Genomic DNA, 21452 nt, shown 5'->3' with positions numbered 1-21452 from the left:
CTCACCTACTTATCGTTTTATGTTGAAGCGCTCTATACACATGACTCGGTAATTGGATATTTAATTTACTTTGAATAAATTGACTTGCTCTCAATAACTTCTCTTCATCAATATTCGTTTGGACTCCTAACTTATGGAGCATATGTACTAGGTCATCAGTAGCAACATTACCTGATGCTCCTGGTGCATAAGGGCAGCCCCCGAGTCCACCACAAGAACTATCAAACGTTTTAATACCGTATTCTAATGATTTAACTACATTCGCTAGAGCCATTCCATACGTATTATGAAAATGCATTGCAAACTGCGAAGCATCATACTTCTTTAATAGATGTTCTAATACTTGTTCTACTTGTAATGGATTCGCTACACCGATTGTATCCCCAAGAGAAACTTCATAAATGCCGTATGAAAATAGTTGATTACATAATTCGTCAACTGCTGTGACACTTATATCCCCTTCATAAGGACATCCAAATACAGTAGAAACATAGCCTCTTACCTTTTTCCCTTCGAATAATGCCTGTTTTGTTATATCTTCAATTACAACTAATGCTTCTTTAATCGATTTATTAATATTACTTTTATTATGAGATTCACTTGCTGATAAAAAAACATTCACCTCATCTACATTTTGCAAAAAAGCTCGTTCCAAACCATTTTGATTCGGAACAAGCGCAGCATATGTAACATTTGGGTCCCTTTTCAGCTCAGAAAATACATCATTTGCATCTGCTAATGCAGGGACCCATTTTGGGTGAACGAATGAGGAAACTTCAACATACGACAATCCTGCTTCTGTAAGTAGTTGAATCCATTTTACTTTATCTTTTGTGCCAACAATCTTTTTTTCATTTTGTAAGCCATCACGTGGCCCGACTTCTTTAATGACAGCAAAATTAGGTAGTTTCAATTCGCTTCCCCCTATATCTCCCTATTCAATTTCTAATAATACATCTCCTTCATTTACAAAATCGCCTTCTTGCACATTAATTTTCATAACTGTGCCAGCTTCTTCTGAAATGATTGGAATTTCCATTTTCATAGATTCCAAAATGACGACATCCTGCTCTTCCTCTACTGTATCTCCTACTCCTACAACAATCTTCCAAACGTTTCCTGCCATCGATGCGTATACTTTCGTCATCATTTTTTCCCCCTTAATATTGTTAAATCTTATTTTTTAACGAGTTGTTTCGTTACAAACCCCGTTGTATAAATACCCTCTTTGAACACTTCGTCTTCCAAAACTTGCAGTAGCATTGGCGTGTTCGTTTTAATACCTTCTACTTTTAATTCTTCTAGAGCATCATGTAATTTCGAAATTGCTTCTTCACGAGTCTCGCCATGTGCAATGACTTTCGCAATCATTGGATCATAGAAAGGTGTAATCGTTACATGATTTTCTAAGAAGTGATCAATCCGTACATTTGACGGTAATGTTAAATCTGTAATTTTCCCAGGTGATGGGAAGAATGTTTTCGGATCCTCTGCATAAATACGAGCTTCAATGGCATGACCACTACGTTTTACATCATCCTGAGTAAATGATAGTTTCTCTCCACTTGCGATAAGGAGTTGCTGTTCTACAAGGTCTAATCCCGTAATTTCTTCTGTCACTGGATGCTCTACTTGTAATCTCGTATTCATCTCTAAGAAATAGAAGTTCTTCTGATCATCTACAAGAAACTCAACTGTACCTGCATTTGTATAGCCAAGTGCTTTGGCAGCTTGTACAGCAACTTCTCCCATCGCCTTTCGTGTACCTTCATCTAAAAATGGTGAAGGTGCTTCTTCGATTACTTTTTGATTTCGGCGCTGTACCGAACATTCACGCTCCCATAAATACACTGTGTTACCATGTGTATCTGCTAAAAGCTGAATTTCAATATGATGCGCATCTGCTATATATCGCTCTAAATACATTTCTCCGTTACCAAAGAAGTTTTGCGCTCTTGTTTTATTACTTTCAAACGCTTTGGTGAGCGTTTGCTCAGTTTCCATCAACTGCATACCAATGCCTCCGCCGCCTGCGGATGCCTTAAGCATTAAGGGATAACCAATTTGTTTTGCAATTTCAATTGCTTCTTCAGCAGTTTCAATATTTGTAGTAATACCTGGGACTACTGGGACATCTGCTGCTTGCATTGCGATACGTGATTCGATTTTACTTCCCATCTTCGTAATGATTTCTTCTGAAGGACCGATAAATACGATTCCTTCTTCTTTGCAACGAACCGGAAAAGACGGATTCTCTGATAATAAACCATAACCCGGATGAATCGCTTCTGCATTTGTCTTCTTAGCTATTTCAATAATTTTTTCAAGGTTTAAATAACTTTCTTGAACACGCGGTCCACCTACTAAGTAAGCTTCATTTGCCATCTTCACATGAAGGGCATTTTCATCTGCTTCAGAATAAATAGCAACAGTGCGTATGCCAAGTTTTTGACAAGTTTTCATAATACGAACAGCAATTTCCCCGCGATTCGCAATTAATATTTTTTGAAACATAGTGATTCCTCCCTTTTATCTACATCCTAAATGTCTAGCAATTACGAGACGTTGAATTTCAGAAGTTCCTTCACCAATTTCTAATAGTTTCGCATCACGAATATGTCGTTCAACTTCATATTCACGCATATAACCATATCCACCATGAATCTGTACTGCTTGATTCGCAATACGGCTTGCTGCTTCCGATGCAAATAGTTTTGCCATTGCCGCTTCTTTGCCGAAAGGTTTATCGTTATCTTTTAACCAAGCTGCTTTATGTACTAAATTGCGTGCTAGCTCTACTTCAGTCGCCATATCAGCTAATTTAAATTGAATCGCTTGGAAATTAGAGATTGACTTTCCAAATTGTTGACGTTCTTTCGCATATTGTAATGCACGTTCAAAGGCTGATTGCGCAATACCAACTGCCAATGCAGCGATTGAAATACGCCCTCCATCAAGTGTATATAAAAATTGTTTAAAGCCTTTATTTACATCACCAAGAATATTTTCTTTCGGTACACGAACACCATCAAGTACGATTTCACAAGTATTAGAAGCGCGAACACCCATCTTATCGTAAGGACTTGAAATCGTTAATCCTTCACTCGTAGTAGGCACGATAAATGCAGAAATACGTTTTCTACCATTCTCTTCAATACCGTTGACAGCGGTTACAATAATTGTATTTGCATACTCTGCGTTTGTAATCCAACACTTCTCACCACTGATTACATACTCATCACCATCTAATACCGCTTTCGATTGAGTACCACCTGCATCTGATCCAGCATTCGGCTCCGTTAATCCGAAGGCACCTAATGTTTTACCTGACGCCATTGGAACTAAATACTTTTGTTTTTGTTCTTCTGTACCGAAATAATAAATTGGAGAAGCACCTAATGAAATTGTTGCAGCATAGCTTAAACCGGTGCCACCACAAGCGCGACCAATTTCTTCAACTGCTAAAGCATACGATACTGTATCGCCACCTGAACCTCCATACTCTTCTGGGAATGGGATGCCTAGTAATCCTAGTTCGCCCATTTTTTGAAATGTTTCATATGGAAACTCTGCAGTTTTGTCATAATATACAGCTTTCGGTGCGATTTCCTTTTCAGCAAAGTCACGTACCATTTCTTTAATCATTTGTTTTTCGCGAGTTAGAGTAAATTCCATTCCGCTACACACCCCTTATCGAATATTGAGTTTCGACAGCGTGCGAGTTTCTACTACAAACATAACAACTTAAAAGACAAGAATATTAGTTAGATAATTGCTATAATTCTGTCATAACTTAATTTTAAAACAGATTCTGTACTAATGCACAAAAAAATTCCTACATTGTTCTACAACAACATAGGAGGTTTTGTGTCGAATTATGTAATTTATTGTTTAATAATCTCTACCTTTTCCGGAATCAGAAATTTCTACTAATGCTTCAGGATATGGTTCGAAATATGTTTGTCTTAATAAATACTTTTCATCAAATCGAATAGCCCATGATTTTAAAATTGTAAGTAAACTACTAAGTGGTATTTTCTTTTCTGCATACTTTTGTAACAGTTCTATAAAATGATCTTTTTCTTGTTTTTTTAACTTTGTTTTAAAATATCCAAAAATGTGCTCGCATACATTTACATTCGATGTATAACGGGGCGCACGCATAAATAATTCATATAAAGTCTTCTCATAGTTTTCAAATACCACTTCAATCTTTTCATTTTTTTGATTTGCAATTATACGACCTAATTCCTTTTGTTTCACCTGATTATATGCCATAAATAAATATTTATTATCCGACTGAAACGATACAAGTTCTTTCATATTTTTATTGTGTTTAATCATTTTGTAATATGCGATTGTAAATAGCCTTGTAAAGAAATGCTCTCTAATAATAAAATTCGACAATCTACCTTCCTCTTCAATAGGAAGATACGAAAAATTTTTTACTACTGCTCCGCCAAATAAGCCAGCTCCTTTTCCCTTTGCTGGCGCTTTTTCAAAACCAGAATAAATTTTCACATCACGCGTACCACAACTTGGTGAACGATTCTTTAAAATAAAACCATCCACATCCGATATCGTTTGTAAAAAGTCATTTGAAAACTGCTCCATTTTTTCAGTTACATCTTCTCGTGTCGACGGTTGCACAAGTCTATTCTCACCATTTTCTTCTACAATTCGTATCGTTTCACGAGGAGTCCCCAATCCAATCTCGACTTCTGGACAAACAGGTATAAATGTAACAAATGGCTGCAAATTTCGTATTGTTACATCTGGAATCATCTCTCCATTATAACGACAAGCATCAAATTCTAAACATTTACTTACGACGATTGTAGGTTTTGCAAATTGTCGCATCTTATTACCTCCTTATTACTAGTCCGTATAATATAAATTGTACTAAGATTAACATTTTAAGCAAAGTTTGATTCAGTTATTTTTATGAGAAATATAAATCCAATGATACATTAACAATCATTCAACTCTATTTTCTATAAATGTGCGCCCTATTAATGAGGGTTTAGATATTGTGAAATGAATAATACACACATGCTTCGGAGAAATTAATGATTAAGAAAGGAGGGATTGTTATGAAAAAGAAATTATCATCTATTTTGAGTGTTTTAACACTATCTATTATGTTTTTAGGTACATCTACGCAAGCTGAATACGATGGAAATAATATGAATAGAGTTAATAACACTGATATTTCAACTCGAGTAAATGACAATAACTTAGACAGAGTTAATAATGATGTAAGAACTCGAAATGTAAATACAACAAATGATTTAAATGATAATCGTGATAAAAATAATAATTGGGCTTGGCTTGGTTTATTAGGACTAGCAGGATTATTAGGTCTTAGAAGAAGAGACAAAGAAACACGCTGATTTAGAATGTTTTTAGTAAACAAGCACTTATTTATCAAAAATATATAATGAAAATAAATCGCCTTTTTAAAGGCGATTTATTTTTACTTAAAAGTAATGTATGTAATTCACACTTCAACGATTAAAATCGTGGAGTTAATCCATACAATATAAATTGAATCGTATTTTCAATTTCCGCTTCATCATTCCATTTTTCTTCAGGCAATAATAAAAATCGTGTTAATAATAAACCTAATACAGCTGATAAAGTAAGACGTAGTACGGAAGATGGTGATATCTCAATAATTTCCCCTTCTTCTTGAAATTTCACAATCAACTTTTTGAAATGTGAAAACAGTTCTGTTTCTACTAATTGCTGTATTTCATTTTTCAGTTCTGGTTGGAATGGCACCTCTTGAATTAATATTTTTATCATAGGAAAGTGTTTTTGAGCAAATTTAAACCTATTATGAATTACAACCCTTAAAAGTCTTTCATATGATTCATACTCCGATTTAAATATTTCTTTTGCAAAGGTTTGTACGAAAAATGGTGCAGCGAACTTAGTTAAAGTTGGCATTACGACCGCTAGTAATAAATCTTTTTTCGTCTTATAGTAGCGGAAGATTGTTCCTTCCGCTACACCAGCCCGTTTTGCAATTTCACTTGTTGAAGTTGAAGCGTATCCTTTTTCTCCAAACATATCAACAGCCGCCTCTAATATTCGCATTTGACGTTCATTTCTTTTATCCGTATTAGTTGCAGCTATTAATTCCTCCAGCCAATCCTTCTGCATTTATAAAGCTCCTTTTTGTCATTATTATATTTTGCGATGTTTCTTTAAAGCAAATACATTTCCTACTGCAAATAATATTGAAAAAAGTAATAATACAGCAAGATCTAATGCAATCTCTGTAAACCCTTGATTCCGAATCATCACTTGTCTCATTGCGTCAGCGCCGTATGTGAGTGGAAATACTTTCCCTAACATTTGTAGCCACTTGTTCATAGATTCCATTGGAAACAATCCAGAAAAGAAGATTTGTGGCACAATAACAAGCGGTATAAATTGAATCATTTGAAATTCATTATTTGCGTATGCCGATAAAAACGTACCTAATGTTAGTGCAGTTAAAGAGAGCATACATGTAATAAGTAGCGTTAGCCATATAGATCCAGCTACGTATAAATCTAAAATATAAACGGAAAAACTTACGATAATAATGGATTGTATAAAGGCAAAGATTCCAAAACCAATAATATAACCTGCGACTATTTCCCATCTTCTTATTGGGGTGGATAATAACCTTTCTAGCGTACCACTTAAACGTTCTCTTACGAAGGATACACCTGATAATATAAATACAAAGAAAAATGTAAAGAAACCAATTAATACAGGACCAAGCCCATCAAACATCGTAAAGTCTTTAGAGCCATGTAAAAAATTTACTTCAGGTTTCATAATCGATACATCATTCTTCTCTGTGCTTTTTTGCAATACTTGAAGTACAGCACGATTTTTTGACGAATCACTACCTTCCAACAGAAGTTTCATTTTTCCATTCTCTATTCGAAGTATTGCATCTACCTTTTGTTTTTCTAACTCAGAAATCGCGTTTTCTTTACTGTATTCATAAATTGACGCTTCTTGATTTTTCATCACTTTTACTATTTGAGCGGGCATATCAACAACAGCAATTTGCGGTATATAGTCTTTTTGTGTAAACACTAGCGATAATAGCCAAAGTAATAACATTGGTGCCCCAAACATCATCGCTAACGAACGCTTATCTCGAAAAAATTGGCGAATAATACGAATGATTACACCAGTAACTCTCATGATGACACCACCTCTTCCAACAAAAAGACATCTTCAATCCGTCCAGATGACACGCGTTTTTTCAATTCTTCAGTTGTTCCAACCGCAACTAGTTTCCCTTCTCTAATTAATCCTAGACGCTCACAAAATTCAGCTTCATCCATAATGTGCGTCGTTACAATAATCGTTGTGCCTTTCTTTTTAAGATCATAAAATTTTTCCCAAATCGTTTTCCTAAGAAGCGGATCTATCCCCACTGTAGGCTCATCTAAAATTAATATTTCTGGTTCATGGAGGAGTGCTATTGCTAATGATAAGCGTTTTTTCATTCCACCTGAAAATTGTTGTACTTGCTTTTTCATATACTGTGACAATTGTACAAGTTCAAAAACCTCTGCAATTCTTGTCTTTTTACTTTTTCCCTTTAATCCATACATCGTTGCTATAAAATCTGCATTTTCATATGCTGATAATTCTTCATATAATGCATCCGCCTGGGCCATATAACCAATTCGTTTCATTTCATTTAAATTAGGCATATTAGTATTATTAACAAGTACTTCACCTTTCGTTGCCTCATTAATACCTGCAATCATTTTAATGAGCGTTGTTTTCCCCGATCCAGAAGGTCCAACAAAACCAAAAATCTCTGCTTTTTCAACTTGCAATGAAAGATTGTGTAACACTTCTTTTTTTCCAAAACTTTTTGATACAGTCCGTAAAATAATTGAAGGTTGTTGCACGTTTCATCCTCCTTTTCCAATAAAAATGAGTGAGTACTCACTTTTATTTTACTCTTGCTTAATTATATGTCAAACTTCGTTGATTAGTATGTATGTTCAATCACCGATATTAAAAAATGAAACAGAGTCGACATTAGAATTTCATTTCCTAAAGTCGACTCTGTTTCATTTAAACTATAAATTTCACTTTACGTTTTTAAATTCATATACTTCCGAATTCTAGCAACGTCTAAAGAATATTCGATAACTAATTGCTGTAACGGTAAAATAACTGTGTCAGGATATAAATGTGCATATTGTAATGTTTCTGCATATTTTTCTAACCTTTTTTCTAAATACTTTATTATTTGATCAGGATGACTTACTAATAAACATTTACAATAATAATGGATTTGTTCCTCAATCGCCGTGTATTCTTCAATTTCATATTCTTTATGCATGTGTACACCCCTTTAAGTTTTTATATGAATTACTTATCACAATTTTCACTCGACAAATTTTAAGTTTTTTGATTATTTACACTATAACAAACACTGAGGGTCAAATTTTGTTACTTTATGTAACGTAGAAAATTTTTAACAAAATTGTAATGTTTACTCCTGCAAAATACAGAAAGCCCCTTTACTCATTTTTGTATAAAAAAAATCGTACAGCTTAATTTAGCTGCACGACTACAATTTCTGGCCTATTCAAAATCCTTTGCGGAATGATACTATTTCCTAATCCTCTACTCACTACCATTGATGTATTTTGTTCTACATATAAACCCGCTGTATATTTAGGTAAAACACCTTGATTTGGCGCAACTAATCCTCCGATAAATGGCAATCTAACTTGCCCTCCATGAGCATGTCCCGATAAAACCAAATCCAACCTCTCATTCGTATATTCCTTTATAAATTCAGGCCGATGGGATAATAATACATTATATTTATCTGGCTGCATTTCAATTTTCGCTTTTTTAATTTCATCTATTATAATATTTCCTTCATCACGGTTTCCAGTAACAAACTCTGGATCATCAATACCGAGCAAGTTTATTTCTTGCTCACCCTTTCGAATGCCTACATGTTCATTCCTTAAAACATTGACATCATATTTCTTCAACTCTTTTTCTAAATTGTTATACTTTCCAGACCATTGTTCATGGTTTCCTGTCACAAAATATACAGGATATTTCTTTACAATTTCTCGTATTAATTGCATACTAACTTCTGCATCGCATGATTTACTGTCAATTAAATCACCCGTAATCGCAATAATATCTGGGTCTATACTTTTTATTTTTTGAATTAACACATCTTGATTATCGCCAAATTTTTTATTGTGTAAGTCTGAAATTTGTAGAATTTTATACCCTTTAAAAGAGGATGGTATTTTACTAGAGGTTATTTTAACCTCAGTTATACTTATTAAATTGTTCTGTAAATATAAAAAGATACTACAACCTACTAATGTAGCAATAAGTAATATACTTCTTTTAATCTTCTTGCTCATATTCCCTCCTAAAATCTTCATCAATACTACAATTCTCAAAAACATTTCAATAGATTATTCTTTTTATCTAACGGTTCTCTTTTAAAGTGAAATCGATTTAACTACGATAATCAAGTACAAGTTTCTAATTTTAGGAACTGAAGAACTTATATCACTCTGTTGAAGTAAACATGCCCGGTTCTGTTCTAATCGTAACTCTATCATATAACATTAAAGCCGAAATTCCCAAGTTAAGGAATTTCAGCTTTTTGAGTTCGTATGAATATCTTAGTTTTAGTTCTATGTATCTTGCCGTTGTACATCTTAGTACATACCAGTTGTCTCTCTATATGTGGTGAGTTTTTTATCTTTTTCAATAATCAACTATGTATAAAACATTTAACTTAGTTAATACCCTTAATGAATATCATGCTTTTTAAAGTTTCCGCCTTGTACTTCCGCAACATCATATACAGTGACAAAGGCATTTTCATCAATTTCATGAATAAGTTCCTTCATTGTTTCTAAATTTTAAAATTATGTAGCGTCATTCCATTCAGACTTCAATATTGAATATTGATATTCATCAATCCACTGCCCTTTTAGCATGTAATTCTGTAATAAATGACCTTCTCTCCTCAACCCCACTCGTTCTAGTACAGAAATAGACTTATTATTTCGAACGTCCGAAAATGCAGTCACTTTATGTTTCCGTAATGAATGAAATATGTAATTCAGTAAGGCACAAACAGCTTCAGTTGCATAGCCTTTCCCCTGATATTCTGGAGAAAGAGTAAATCCAATTTCTACGATGCGAGGTTCATTTACAAGTGTGTGAAGTGCACAATCTCCAATTATTTTGTTATTTTCAGCCAAAGCAATTGCGAACTGGAACCAAGTACCTGGTAGATTAGGATTATTTTTAACTTGTTCATTTACAAACGTTTTAGCCTCATGATATTGATAATTAACCCATGACTGAAATTTAGCCACTTCTGGATTAGAACGATAAAAATGAAAGTAGTTAGTGTCATCCATACTAAACCTTCTCAAAACAAGACAATCTGTTCTCCAAAAGACTTGATTGTCATTCTCCATAACTATTCACCCTCTTTTCTACATTAATTATATCTTTATAATACATAGGTATAAATAGTTTACATGCTTATAAAAAAGCGATTCTTTTCACATTAAAAAGAATCGCTTTCCAAGTTCTTATTTTTAATTATATTACATAAAGAATTGAAAGATTATTACTTAAGAGCCTTAACTATAACTTCCGTTGCCTCTGCAATGAGTTGATTATCATAGCTAGCCTCTTTCTCATCTTTACTAGATAAAATTGCGATGATAATTGGTGCTCTATTCGGAGGCCAAACGATAGCAATATCATTTCTTGTTCCGTAACTGCCAGCACCTGATTTATCTCCAACTACCCAGTCAGTTGGTACGCCTGCACGAATAAGTTTGTCCCCTGTAGCATTTCCTTTCATCCACTCTGTAAGAATTTTACGTTTTTCAGCTGGAAGTGCATTTCCGACCGTAAAAGCTTTAAGATTCGTAGCAATTGCTTTCGCTGTACTAGTGTCACGAATGTCTCCTGGAATAGCTTCGTTTAATTCTGTTTCAAAGCGATCAGACATAGTAACCCGATCCCCCATCTTTCTAAGCGCTTTTTCATATCCTTTAGGTCCGCCTATTTTATTAAATAAAATGTTCCCTGTAGTATTATCACTTGAACGAACAGCAGCCTCAGCAATTTCTCCTAGTTTCATTCCAGTATCTACATGTTTCTCTGTAACAGGTGAATAATCCACTAAGTCTTCTTTCGTAAATGTGATTACTTCATTTAATGTATCAATTGAGTTTTGCTGTAGTAATACTCCTGCTGCTAAAGCCTTGTAGGTTGATGCGAAGGCAAATCTTTCGTTAGATCGATAAGAAATTGTTTGATTTGTACCAGTATCAATCGCATATACACCTACTCGAGCATCAAATTTTTTCTCAAGTTGAGAGAACTCTTTATGCGTCGCCTGATTTTTATGTTTCACTTGTCCAGTCTTTTCTTTCGCTTCAACTTGCAGTGCCCCTCCTGTAAAAGCTTCTAGGCTTGTAATACTTAAACCTAATATACCAACGCATATTCCTATTTTTAGCATCCTCTTATTTTTCAAAATCATCATTCCTTCCAAATTTTTAGCACCTTTTTATACGTACACATAATAGACAATCACCGAACCAAATTTGTTCCATAAACTAAAAAAATTATAGCTAGTATGAGAGTTATTAACAAAATAAGAGATAGTAGCTACGACGCCTCTATCTCCTATTTCATATTTCATTTTTTTACTTATAAATGGCTTTATATGAACAGGTTCTTTCCCTGAGAAAAGTACTCTAATTTTGCTTAGAACTACCTGTACTAGTAGCATCACCATGTATACGTTGCTGTTTTAAATCAAAGTATACATCTAATACTTCCTTTCCGATTATAGAATTAATTCCATTTTTATCATCATGAAGCCATGGAACTACTACGGAAAATGCTACTTCTAGATTATCATATGGAGCATATCCAACTAACGTTAAGTTGTAACATTCCATACGTTCTCCTTTTGCATTTCTACCAATCGGGTCATCTCCACCATATACAGTTTGGGCTGTTCCTGTCTTTCCTGCTGGTTTATATGGCGCGTTTTTGAAATATTTCACGCCAGTTCCATCACCTTCTTGGAATACCCATCTAAACCCTTCTTTTATCCGATCAATATGTTCTTTCTTCATATCAATTCGATTTAATACGACAGGCTCTATGGAACGTATAACTTTGCCAACCTCTTCTTTTATTGATTGTTCTCGTATTTCTTGTACAATTTGAGGTTGCATTCTATAACCACCATTCGCAATCGTTGAAATATATTGCGCTAATTGCAACGGCGTATACGTATCATACTGACCGATAGAAAAATCTAGTAAAAACCCAGGTTGACTATCTACTTTTCTCGTTTGTCCAATTATTTCATTCGGTAAATCAATACCTGTTGGGACACCTAAACCAAATTGCTTGAAATAATAGCGCATCGTATCAAATGCTCCTTGTTTAATATCCAATGAGCCATTTGGTACGTAATTAACTCCCGCAATTTTTAAAGCGGTCTGGAACATGTATACATTCGAAGATACTTGTAAAGCCCGTAAATCATTAATATTACCAAATCCGGATACATTCCACGATTTCTTAGCTTGTGTACCTTTAAATTTCATCGGCGCGTCATAAAATTGATCTCCTGGATGTATTGCGCCTGTCTCATATCCAGTTAATAAAGTAGCACCTTTTACAGCTGACCCTAGCTCATACGAAGTTGTCATGTTTCCTAATGCCAAATCCTCAACTTCTATTTTCCCTTCTTTTTCTACAATCTTTTTGCCTGCCATTGATAAAATTTGTCCGTTATTTGGATTCGTCATGACAACAAAAGCTCGATCGAGCAGTGGCTCTGAACTCTTAAAAGCTCTCAAGTTTTTCTCTATACTTTCTTCCACTTTCTTTTGTAATTCCATATCAATCGTTAATGTTAAACTATTACCACTTTTTCCTTTAGAGATTATTTCTGTGCTAACAATGTTTCCTGATTTATCAGTAATATTTTTCACTTCTTCTTTTGTGCCGTGTAATACATCTTCATATCGTTGTTCAATATAACTTTTTCCAACACGATCATTACGGTTATATCCACGTACTAAATAAGAATCTAAATTTTCTTTCGGTAATCCTTCTTCACTACTCGTAATATTTCCTAATACAGAACGAAATAAATTACCGTTTACATAATTACGTTCCCAATCAACAGTTGCATCTACTCCTGGAAAATTCGCAAGATTTTCGCTTATCCGCGCATACTCTTCATCTGTTACATCTTTTTTAATGATTTGTGGTGTTAGTTGATAACCTGAACTCATTTTACTTTTAATAGCTAACACCTTTAAATCTTGTGCTGTTAATTCTGCTAATTCTACCTCTGTAACACGACCTCGTCTTAAGTCTTCTATTTTTTTATCTAACTCTTTTCCCTCTATACCCTTTTCTTTAAACTTTTCTATATCTTTCTTAGTAATCTTTGTCTCCGCACGTTTCGAATTCAACTGCATCCAAAAATCTTTTTTATCGATATCTGTTAATTTATTTATATCTTGTTCAGGCATTTCAAGTACTTTCGCCAAGTCTTTTGCTGTTTTTAAAATATCTTCACTCGTAATTCCCTTCACCCTTGTATACGTAATTGTGCGAAGAGATTTATTATTAACAACTGTTTTCCCTTCTCGATCTAAAATTTGTCCACGTGGAACTGGAATACTAGTTATTGCATTTTGACTACTTTCCACTTGGTTCTTATAAGCCTCTCCCTCAACGATTTGTACCTTTCCTAGCTGCATAATAATAGCTGAGAATAGTACAAATATGCAAAGGAACATTATATTTAATCGAATAGATATATATGTCTTCTGCTTCTTGCCTTTTTGTTCTTTCATAAATCCTCCATTTAATCCTTTCAGAAATTGCTACAAATACTAAAAGCATTCCTTATATATTAGATACCGATAATCGGTTATAAATATTGCCTCAATTTTTTGCTTAATCCTTGTAAGCAACCATTTCTTTTCGTTTAGATACGGAATTAATAACTCTCCCTTCCTGTTTTCTCTCTATTTTTTTGCCACTTGCATGAGAAGTGCTAAACTGTATAATGACTCTTATTAAACCTTACATATAAACTTGCTAGTAAATTTTCATGCTAATTATTCCTTTCTTCATGCTGTAATACTTAATAGACAACCTAAACAATAAAGTTGTTCCACATTTACAAAAAAAATAATTAAATATAAGATGAAATAGGCTACATAAGGGAGGGTTATATGTTACATATAAAAAGATGGAGATTTTTTGCGTTTTTTTCTATCGTAGGTTTGATTTTACTAATTTTATTAAAAATCAACTTCATTTCAATTACTATCGCAACTTCTTCAGCTGAAAGAGGAAAGATTTTTGATCAAAATGGTGTAATACTAGCTACAAATAAAAAAATTAAGTCTCTATATTGCACTTCTAATAATGAAAAGCTATCGAAACAAGATACATCAAACACATTAGCTTTTTTTAATCAATTTTCAAGCGAGTTTCAACATGATATTTCTACAGAGAACATAAAATCTCAATTACAACAATCTTGTAAAAAGCAGACTATGAATGGCATACCGTTATACTCTGATATAAATGAGAATGAACTTGCATTCATAAACAAAAACAAACCCAATAATGTAATAATTAAAGATGAATGGATTCGATATTATCCTAAACACGAAATTGGTTCACAAGTAATTGGGTATGTAGAAAATGACCTTAATTCAAAGCATTTGGCTGTTGGAAAAAGCGGGATTGAGCTGCAATATGAAAATGATTTAAAAGGAAAACCAGGTAAAACTCTTATTTTTAAATTGAATAATAAAAAGTTCTTATGGAACATTCAAAACGTACAAAAAGGTAAAGATGTACGGCTAGCTTTAGACTCTGAGTTGCAGCAAAAGGCAGAAGAAGCATTAAAATCTCAAATTAAGAAAACACCTGATGCTAAAGCTGGTTATGCTGTAGTGAGCGATGCGAAAACTGGCGCAATTTTAACTATGGCCAACTCGGTAGTTTTTGATCCAAATATATTAAATACACATGTATCTTCTAGAAAAGAAAACATTAAATCTCTTTCGCAAAATAAAGCAATTCAAAAATTAAAGTATGGTGAATCTTATGTAAATATGGCTTCTACTATAAAACCACTTACTATTTTAATTGGATTAAATGAAAAGCTTTTCCAACCCGAAGATACTTATTTAGATAAAGGTACTTTTCAGTATGATAATCAAAATAACATTACGAATGCGCCTGGAACACCAACAGGGGAGATTACACCGAGGCAGGCTATCATTAATTCATCTAACACATTTATGACAGCAAAAGTAGCTCTGCCCCTATTCAACCAAAATAATGGGAATATAAAAAAAGTGGCACATATATGGACAGATTATTTAATACAATTCGGCCTACGTTCTAAAACCGGGATTGATTTACCCTTTGAAGAAGACGGACAATATGAATTCCATCCATCTAATAAGTTTGAAAATGGAATCTCCGCTTTATTAAACGCCTCTTGGGGAGGAAATGAAGTGCATACCCCTCTTCAACTCGCTCAATATGCAGCAACTTTGGCAAGTAAAGGTGATAAATATAAACCTCAAACTGTAAGTGCAATTATTAGTCCGGACGGTAAGGAAACAAAAAAGTTTAAACCAATTTTAGAAAGTTCAAATCGTTACCCGATGACCTTTTGGAGTGTCGTGCAAGGTGGAATGAGTCAAAATATAGAGGAAATTAAAAAGTTGCCCTTTGACGTCGCAGGTAAAACAGGTATTACAGGTTTTCCGAATGAGCAAGAAAGAATGATAAATCATTCTCTTTTCATTGCATATGCTCCTACCGAAGATCCACAAATTGCCGTTTCTGTCGTTATTCCTGGTAGTAATTCAGAAAAAAACATCGCTGCTCTCGTTACATCAGAAATTTTAGAGTCTTGGCATACACTTCAAAAAGAGAATAAAAACAAAGAGGAAGGTTCATTAAAGTGAACCTTCCTCTTTTACCAAATAGAATCTATATTTATTATTTTCCATTCACCATTATCATTTTTTTCGAACATAAATGAATACTTAATATCAGTTAAAACATACTCTTTTTGTACGTATCCAGTATTGCCATTAATTGTCGATATTTTTATATATCCATCATTTTGCACTTTTTCTGGAATCCAAGCTTTTACCATTTCATTAGATACTTCATATAACACTTGTGATTCTCGTTTTGGTTCAGCTAAAATTTTCGTTTTATTTCCAGTAACCGTTGCATATATAAAATGCGCTTGCTTTGGTTGGTTACTTTCTGTCAATCCACTTGGTACTTTGTATACTTTTTTTGTATCATTTGCAAACTCTCCCCCCATTGTAAGAGCGACTTGCAACTCATGAAAAATATCTTCATCAAACTTCAGTTCATCCTTTTTATAACTCTTCCCTTTAAATAGAACTTCATCATTTAACGCTTTGTACAGGTCATTTTCATTTTTTGAGTTCGTACTTTGATATAGTTCATTCATAAATTGTTTTAATGATGGATCTTGAGCAGACTCATCTTTTGTTTTAGGCTTAATTTGAGTACTACTTTGTACCGGTGATTTATTATCATCAAGCCAAGGTTGTTGAACAATGAAAAATAACATTGTACAAACCAAAACAACTACAATAGGTAATGCTTTTTTACGAAATGGTCTTTTATGTTTTACAAAATCCACTTCATTATTTTCATATATAGACTGCTTTATTTTAGAAATAAATTCTTCTTCATCTTTACGATTCTCCATTGGCCCTTTTTTTATTTTTCTATACCAGTCAGGATTTTGTTTATTGTTCATCACTACTACCCTCCCCTATTAATTTTGAAACCTTACTTCTCGCTCTACTTAATCTCGATTTTACAGTTCCAATGGATACTCCTAATGTTTCAGCCATTTCTTCATAAGATAATTCATATTTTGCGTCCAATATAATTATTTCACGGTGCTTTTTAGGTAGTTCTAATACAACCTTCCACACATCATTCATTTCTTCTTGCTTAAAAAATTCTTGTTCTGCTGACAGGGATTGCTTATCGTCACTAAAAAATCCTATTAAAGATATCCTTTTAAAATAAGAGGATTTCAAATAGTTTATTGCCGTATTTCTTGTGATTTTTAATATCCACGTTTTAATAGATGACTCCTTTCGAAATGAATTCCAATTTTTAAACACCTTTATAAATACATCTTGCGTGATATCATCTGATAAGTGTGGATCTTTCGTAATAATAAATGAATAATTCCATACATCTTGCCAATAGTCTTTTATAACATAGTCCAGCTCATCATGATTACACTTTTCAATAAACGTCTGTTCCATTTCCACACCTCAAACTTATTTGAATAAACATAAGACTGCCCTCACTTTTTTATTATGGTTTCAATATATAGACAAGATACAAGTTTCATTTGTTCCATTGTTTATCTTTTTCAGGCAGAATAATACTACTAAAAAACAAGTAAAGCATACAATGATAAAAATCCACTCACAACAATCTGTTTTTTTGAATTTAATGTAGCACTCCACTTGTCCATTTCAATTTGCTATCTCCTTCTATTTACCATTAGCAATGCCAACTTTTCTAGAATCACAGCAAAAAAGCATTCTTTCTAATCGAGAATGCTTTTTTGAAATTTAATTGTTCTATATTTTCCCCAATTTATATCTTTGAGTTAAGCAAACATGTAATAAATTTAGTCAAAAAATTCACCATATAATTAAGTATTATTTCTGAAATACATGTTTTACTTTTTCACCTGGAACGTTACTTCCTCCTCTTCCTTTTACATCTTCAATCATCATTGTAACAATCATGTCTGGCGCATTTGCATCGAAAGCTGCGAACCATCCCAGTTCTTTTCCGTCTGCTTCTTTCGACTCTTTCAGTTCTGCTGTGCCAGTTTTACCAGCAAGCGTTACACCATCAACCTTTGCAATTCTCCCTGCACCATCAGGGTCATTAATGACTTTGATTAATGCACTCTTTAATATCTCTTGATTCTTTTTAGAAACCACATTTTCTTTCCAATTCCCTGCTACTTTTGCTTCTTTTAAAAGATGTGGCGACGGAATATTCCCTTCATTCACAATCGGTGCATATGTTAATGCTAAATGAAGTGGCGTCATTAATACTTGTCCTTGTCCATATCCCGTGTCTGCTAGTTGAATATCGTTTTTTATCCCATCTTTTGCAATGATTGAAATAGGAAATTCGTATTCGATTGGTAATTTTTCATGAAATCCGTACTTTTTAAATTCCTTTACATACTGATCTTTTCCCATTTTCAAAGCTTGTTGAGCAAAATAAATATTATCAGAGTACTTCATTGCCTTATCAAAATCAATTGGACTTGCATCCTTTACACGCGTTACATAGTAATTTCCCCAAGATGAATCTTTTGTCCACTTCAATCCTTGAATTTTAAATTCTTCCTTCGGATTTATTGTGTTTGTTTCCAAACCAATTGCACCTGTGATCGTTTTAAATACGGAACCTGGTACAAATGCTTGTGTAAAGCGATTCGTCATTGGTAGTTTCGAGTCGTTACTCCATGCTTCTCGTTGGGCTTTCGATGCTCCTCTAACTATTATATTTGGATTATAAGCAGGGCTACTTACAAGTGCGATTGTTTCACCTGTTTTAGGATTGACCGCTGCACTAGACCCTGCTTCAGTTTTCATCTCATTAAAGATTTTTTCTTGAATTGCAGCATCAATTGTTAACGTAACATTTTCTCCTTCTTTTGCTTCTTTTTTTGCTACGTTTTTAATCTCTTTCCCCTTCTCATCTTCTATAAATACGCGTCCACCCTTTTCACCACGCAATTTATTTTCTAACACTTTCTCTAAACCGGTCTTACCTACTAAATCATCTGCTTGATAACCTTGTTTTTGAAGTGATTTTAACTCCTCCGCATTCACCTTTCCGATATATCCAGTTAAGTGTGCCGCTGCTTCACCTAATGGATACGTACGAATATTTACTGGGCGAGATGAAACTCCTTCTAATTCAATATAATCATTCTGTCTGGTTCCCTCTTTTAAAATACCAATTGGTACAAAGGAGTCTGGTTTTATCCATTTTGCTGTGAGCTTTTGTTCGACCTCTTCTATAGACATATCAAGTAATTGTGCTACTATTTCTTTCGTTTGCACTGCTGTTTCGCCTAGTTTCTCTGGAATAATTCCAACCTCAGTTGCTTTACCATTCGTTGCAAGCCCTTTTCCATTGCGATCATATATTTCTCCGCGTTTTCCTTGCTCTATTTGCATACGTACTTTGTAATCTTTTTTCATACCTGGGAAGATGAAGTCTGGTGTCCAATCTGTTTTCCAAGACTCTTTATCTTTCACAAGTTTTGCTTCATGGATGAATGAAACTGGTCCTACATCCGTATCCATCTTAACTTCAAAAAGAAAAAGCTCTTTATCTTTCGTATTCTCTCCTTTCATTTTAACTTTTAAATTCTTAGCTCCAATCCCCTCATAGATTTTTTGATATTTTTCTGTAAATTCTTTTTTAGAAATCGATTTTTTGGCATGATCTGATAAATGATCATACATATTTGCAAACTTTTTATCATTCCATAAATTAATATATTCTTCAAATGCTTGTTTTGGCGGTTCGTTTTTATTACATCCTACCAACATAACTGCGAAACAAATGAAAAACAGCATCCATAATTTTTTCAATTCAATCTTCTCCCTTAGTTAAAAATGATGATTCCTTTCTTAATTTATTTAATAAAAAATGTTTTAACGCTTAATAGACAGTGAAAGTAAGGATATTGTTCCATATTTACAAAAAACTAAAAAAGAGTGATAAGAATTCCGTAAATTTGGAATCCTCATCACTCTCGTTTGATATTGTGCAAATCATGAATATGAAATAATAATTTCTAATTTTAAAAAATAATTTTAATTTTCCAACTAACGAGATAAAAATCATGTATTTGTTCTATTTTTAATAATTCATAAATTCGTTGAAATGTTCGCATCAAATTCATCTGATGTTTTGGTATCTATTTTTCTCCCATCAATTGTCATCTTTATTTTTTGTTTTTGGTTTGCTGTTACCACCCAAGCGTTCGGTAAATAACGATCTTCATGGGATAATGTAGACGGTGAATTTATAACCTTTCCTCCTAAATATAGCGTAGCAGAAGAACCTCCATCCATTGCCATTGCATTTACTGCTCCTTTTTCATATAGAATATCTTGACACTCTTTTAACGTAGCCCCTATACTATGCGTCTGTCTACCGTCAATGACTAGAAACATAATTGTACCATCTTCTTTTTGGGCCATAATACTTCGCGGAGCAGAACCCCAACCACCGTCTCCTTCTGTAATCATTTTTTCTCCATTTACAATTAACTGTGGCATAAATCCAGCTGCGGAAACGACTTGTTTATCCAACAGTTGTTGGGTAGAATAATTTCCTGTTATCATTTGACCAAACTTTGTTAATCCCGTAATAATTGTAGGGGCATTTCTATCCATATTTGTATCAATAGCTTTCCCATTTTCTATCACAATTCCAGTAGCAACATTTCCTCCACCCCTTCCTGTTTCATCAGCAAATCCACTTGCATTCACAGCAACAAGTGCATGATTACGTTTTGCCATTACGCTAATTTTTTCTCCCCTGTTAGCGCCCTGTGTTCCTTGATGGCTAACAAGTTTAACATTGAAGGGATTGCTAATAGTAACTAATTTTCCTTCAAAAAGAAAGCGACTATCTTTGTTACTTTTAATCGTTTCTACATCAATTTCTAATGGCTGATTTTTAAATTCTTCTAATCTTTTTCCTGCTATTTTTTTATAAATATGCTCATCACTATTTGACCATTTTGGATGATTAATTCTATCTTGCAATTTATCTAGTTCCTTTTGGGATAGGAATGTATATTTCGCATATTGTGGATGCTGAGAAGTTAGTATACTCCCAGCCATTGTTATGCGAAGCTCCCGGCCATAGCTAGTACCAAATAATATTCCTATGCCAATAAGCATGAAAATAGACAATAGAAGCAAAATTCGTTTGAAGATTTTTCTTAGATGTTTCATAGTTTTATCCTCCGGTATTAATTACATTCAATGAATCTTTTAAAATATTTTTTAATAAAGACAAAGGTGTTTGATTTCCTCATGCCTGAATTCCCCGCTATATTTTAGCAATTAGGGCAAAATACTTATTCCGAATTTCATTTTTTCAGTGTATATTTATAAATTTAATAACATTTTTGCAACCATGAAATAAATTACTAATCCTGTTCCGTCAACAAATGTTGTAATAAATGGACCTGAAACAACTGCAGGATC

General features: G+C 33.6%; 20 protein-coding genes and 1 pseudogene. 2 read left to right on the top strand and 19 right to left on the bottom strand.

From position 1 onward, the window contains the following. Position 1: 1 nt before the first annotated feature. The 5 genes from mvaB to ATL10_RS24325 form a co-directional block, all read right to left on the bottom strand. On the bottom strand, positions 2-913 hold the full coding sequence (gene mvaB / locus ATL10_RS24345) for a hydroxymethylglutaryl-CoA lyase (RefSeq protein ID WP_000775435.1): 912 nt from the start codon (positions 911-913) through the stop codon (positions 2-4). Positions 914-934: 21 nt separating this feature from the next. Then, a complete protein-coding gene (locus ATL10_RS24340; RefSeq protein WP_001987345.1) occupies positions 935-1150 on the bottom strand; it encodes an acetyl-CoA carboxylase biotin carboxyl carrier protein subunit in 216 nt (71 codons plus the stop codon). 26 nt (positions 1151-1176) lie between these two features. Next, a complete protein-coding gene (locus ATL10_RS24335; RefSeq protein ID WP_000486742.1) occupies positions 1177-2514 on the bottom strand; it encodes an acetyl-CoA carboxylase biotin carboxylase subunit in 1338 nt (445 codons plus the stop codon). 15 nt (positions 2515-2529) lie between these two features. Then, on the bottom strand, positions 2530-3675 hold the full coding sequence (locus tag ATL10_RS24330) for an acyl-CoA dehydrogenase (protein ID WP_110497683.1): 1146 nt from the start codon (positions 3673-3675) through the stop codon (positions 2530-2532). A gap of 216 nt (positions 3676-3891) precedes the next feature. Then, positions 3892-4860: a YbgA family protein gene (locus ATL10_RS24325; protein ID WP_001248644.1), complete on the bottom strand. Its 969-nt coding sequence runs from the start codon at positions 4858-4860 to the stop codon at positions 3892-3894. Positions 4861-5093: 233 nt separating this feature from the next. Here ATL10_RS24325 and ATL10_RS24320 point away from each other — a divergent pair, with 233 nt between their 5' ends. Next, positions 5094-5393 (top strand): WGxxGxxG family protein, encoded by a 300-nt coding sequence (locus ATL10_RS24320; protein ID WP_000728159.1) that lies wholly within the window; start codon positions 5094-5096, stop codon positions 5391-5393. Between the two features lie 121 nt (positions 5394-5514). Here ATL10_RS24320 and ATL10_RS24315 read toward each other — a convergent pair whose 3' ends face one another. From ATL10_RS24315 to ATL10_RS24275, 9 genes and pseudogenes are all read right to left on the bottom strand, one after another. Continuing rightward, on the bottom strand, positions 5515-6168 hold the full coding sequence (locus tag ATL10_RS24315) for a TetR/AcrR family transcriptional regulator (protein WP_001168196.1): 654 nt from the start codon (positions 6166-6168) through the stop codon (positions 5515-5517). 24 nt (positions 6169-6192) lie between these two features. Continuing rightward, complete coding sequence (locus tag ATL10_RS24310) at positions 6193-7212, bottom strand: ABC transporter permease (RefSeq protein ID WP_001266734.1); 1020 nt, start codon at positions 7210-7212, stop codon at positions 6193-6195. After that, positions 7209-7934 carry an ABC transporter ATP-binding protein gene (locus ATL10_RS24305; RefSeq protein ID WP_001187075.1) on the bottom strand — a complete coding sequence of 242 codons (726 nt, stop codon included), beginning with the start codon at positions 7932-7934 and terminating at the stop codon, positions 7209-7211. The genes ATL10_RS24310 and ATL10_RS24305 overlap by 4 nt, the downstream gene beginning before the upstream one ends. 188 nt (positions 7935-8122) lie before the next feature. Next, a complete protein-coding gene (locus tag ATL10_RS24300; protein ID WP_000548621.1) occupies positions 8123-8374 on the bottom strand; it encodes a hypothetical protein in 252 nt (83 codons plus the stop codon). 214 nt (positions 8375-8588) lie between these two features. Further along, entirely contained in the window at positions 8589-9431 is an 843-nt protein-coding gene (locus tag ATL10_RS24295) for a metallophosphoesterase (protein ID WP_000037685.1), read from the bottom strand. A gap of 396 nt (positions 9432-9827) precedes the next feature. Further along, positions 9828-9929: pseudogene (locus ATL10_RS24290) on the bottom strand (DUF2179 domain-containing protein); the annotation flags it as partial. A gap of 18 nt (positions 9930-9947) precedes the next feature. Further along, complete coding sequence (locus ATL10_RS24285; protein ID WP_098256461.1) at positions 9948-10508, bottom strand: GNAT family N-acetyltransferase; 561 nt, start codon at positions 10506-10508, stop codon at positions 9948-9950. 155 nt (positions 10509-10663) lie between these two features. Beyond that, positions 10664-11590, bottom strand: coding sequence for a class A beta-lactamase Bla1 (gene bla, locus ATL10_RS24280; protein ID WP_142669999.1), 927 nt, complete (start codon positions 11588-11590; stop codon positions 10664-10666). Positions 11591-11807: 217 nt separating this feature from the next. Continuing rightward, positions 11808-13940 carry a peptidoglycan D,D-transpeptidase FtsI family protein gene (locus ATL10_RS24275; protein ID WP_110497679.1) on the bottom strand — a complete coding sequence of 711 codons (2133 nt, stop codon included), beginning with the start codon at positions 13938-13940 and terminating at the stop codon, positions 11808-11810. A gap of 384 nt (positions 13941-14324) precedes the next feature. On the opposite strand from ATL10_RS24275, the gene ATL10_RS24270 reads away from it, so the two are divergent. After that, entirely contained in the window at positions 14325-16085 is a 1761-nt protein-coding gene (locus tag ATL10_RS24270) for a peptidoglycan D,D-transpeptidase FtsI family protein (RefSeq protein WP_110497676.1), read from the top strand. 11 nt (positions 16086-16096) lie between these two features. Here ATL10_RS24270 and ATL10_RS24265 read toward each other — a convergent pair whose 3' ends face one another. From ATL10_RS24265 to ATL10_RS32235, 5 genes are all read right to left on the bottom strand, one after another. Beyond that, positions 16097-16924, bottom strand: a complete 828-nt coding sequence (locus tag ATL10_RS24265; RefSeq protein WP_001060761.1) for an SH3 domain-containing protein — start codon at positions 16922-16924, stop codon at positions 16097-16099. Then, complete coding sequence (locus ATL10_RS24260; RefSeq protein ID WP_000438327.1) at positions 16914-17447, bottom strand: RNA polymerase sigma factor; 534 nt, start codon at positions 17445-17447, stop codon at positions 16914-16916. The genes ATL10_RS24265 and ATL10_RS24260 overlap by 11 nt, the downstream gene beginning before the upstream one ends. 405 nt (positions 17448-17852) lie before the next feature. Continuing rightward, complete coding sequence (locus tag ATL10_RS24255; RefSeq protein ID WP_016512814.1) at positions 17853-19820, bottom strand: penicillin-binding transpeptidase domain-containing protein; 1968 nt, start codon at positions 19818-19820, stop codon at positions 17853-17855. A gap of 279 nt (positions 19821-20099) precedes the next feature. Continuing rightward, positions 20100-21197 carry a phosphodiester glycosidase family protein gene (locus ATL10_RS24250; RefSeq protein ID WP_110497674.1) on the bottom strand — a complete coding sequence of 366 codons (1098 nt, stop codon included), beginning with the start codon at positions 21195-21197 and terminating at the stop codon, positions 20100-20102. Between the two features lie 156 nt (positions 21198-21353). Next, the coding region (locus tag ATL10_RS32235) for a magnesium transporter (RefSeq protein WP_346763354.1) at positions 21354-21452 on the bottom strand (99 nt) is incomplete at its 5' end.

This window comes from Bacillus sp. 196mf, assembly GCF_003217275.1.
Taxonomy (GTDB): Bacteria; Bacillota; Bacilli; order Bacillales; family Bacillaceae_G; genus Bacillus_A; species Bacillus_A thuringiensis_S.
The sequence above is the reverse complement of the archived record's forward strand: the minus strand, read 5'-3'. Positions and strand labels throughout refer to the sequence as shown.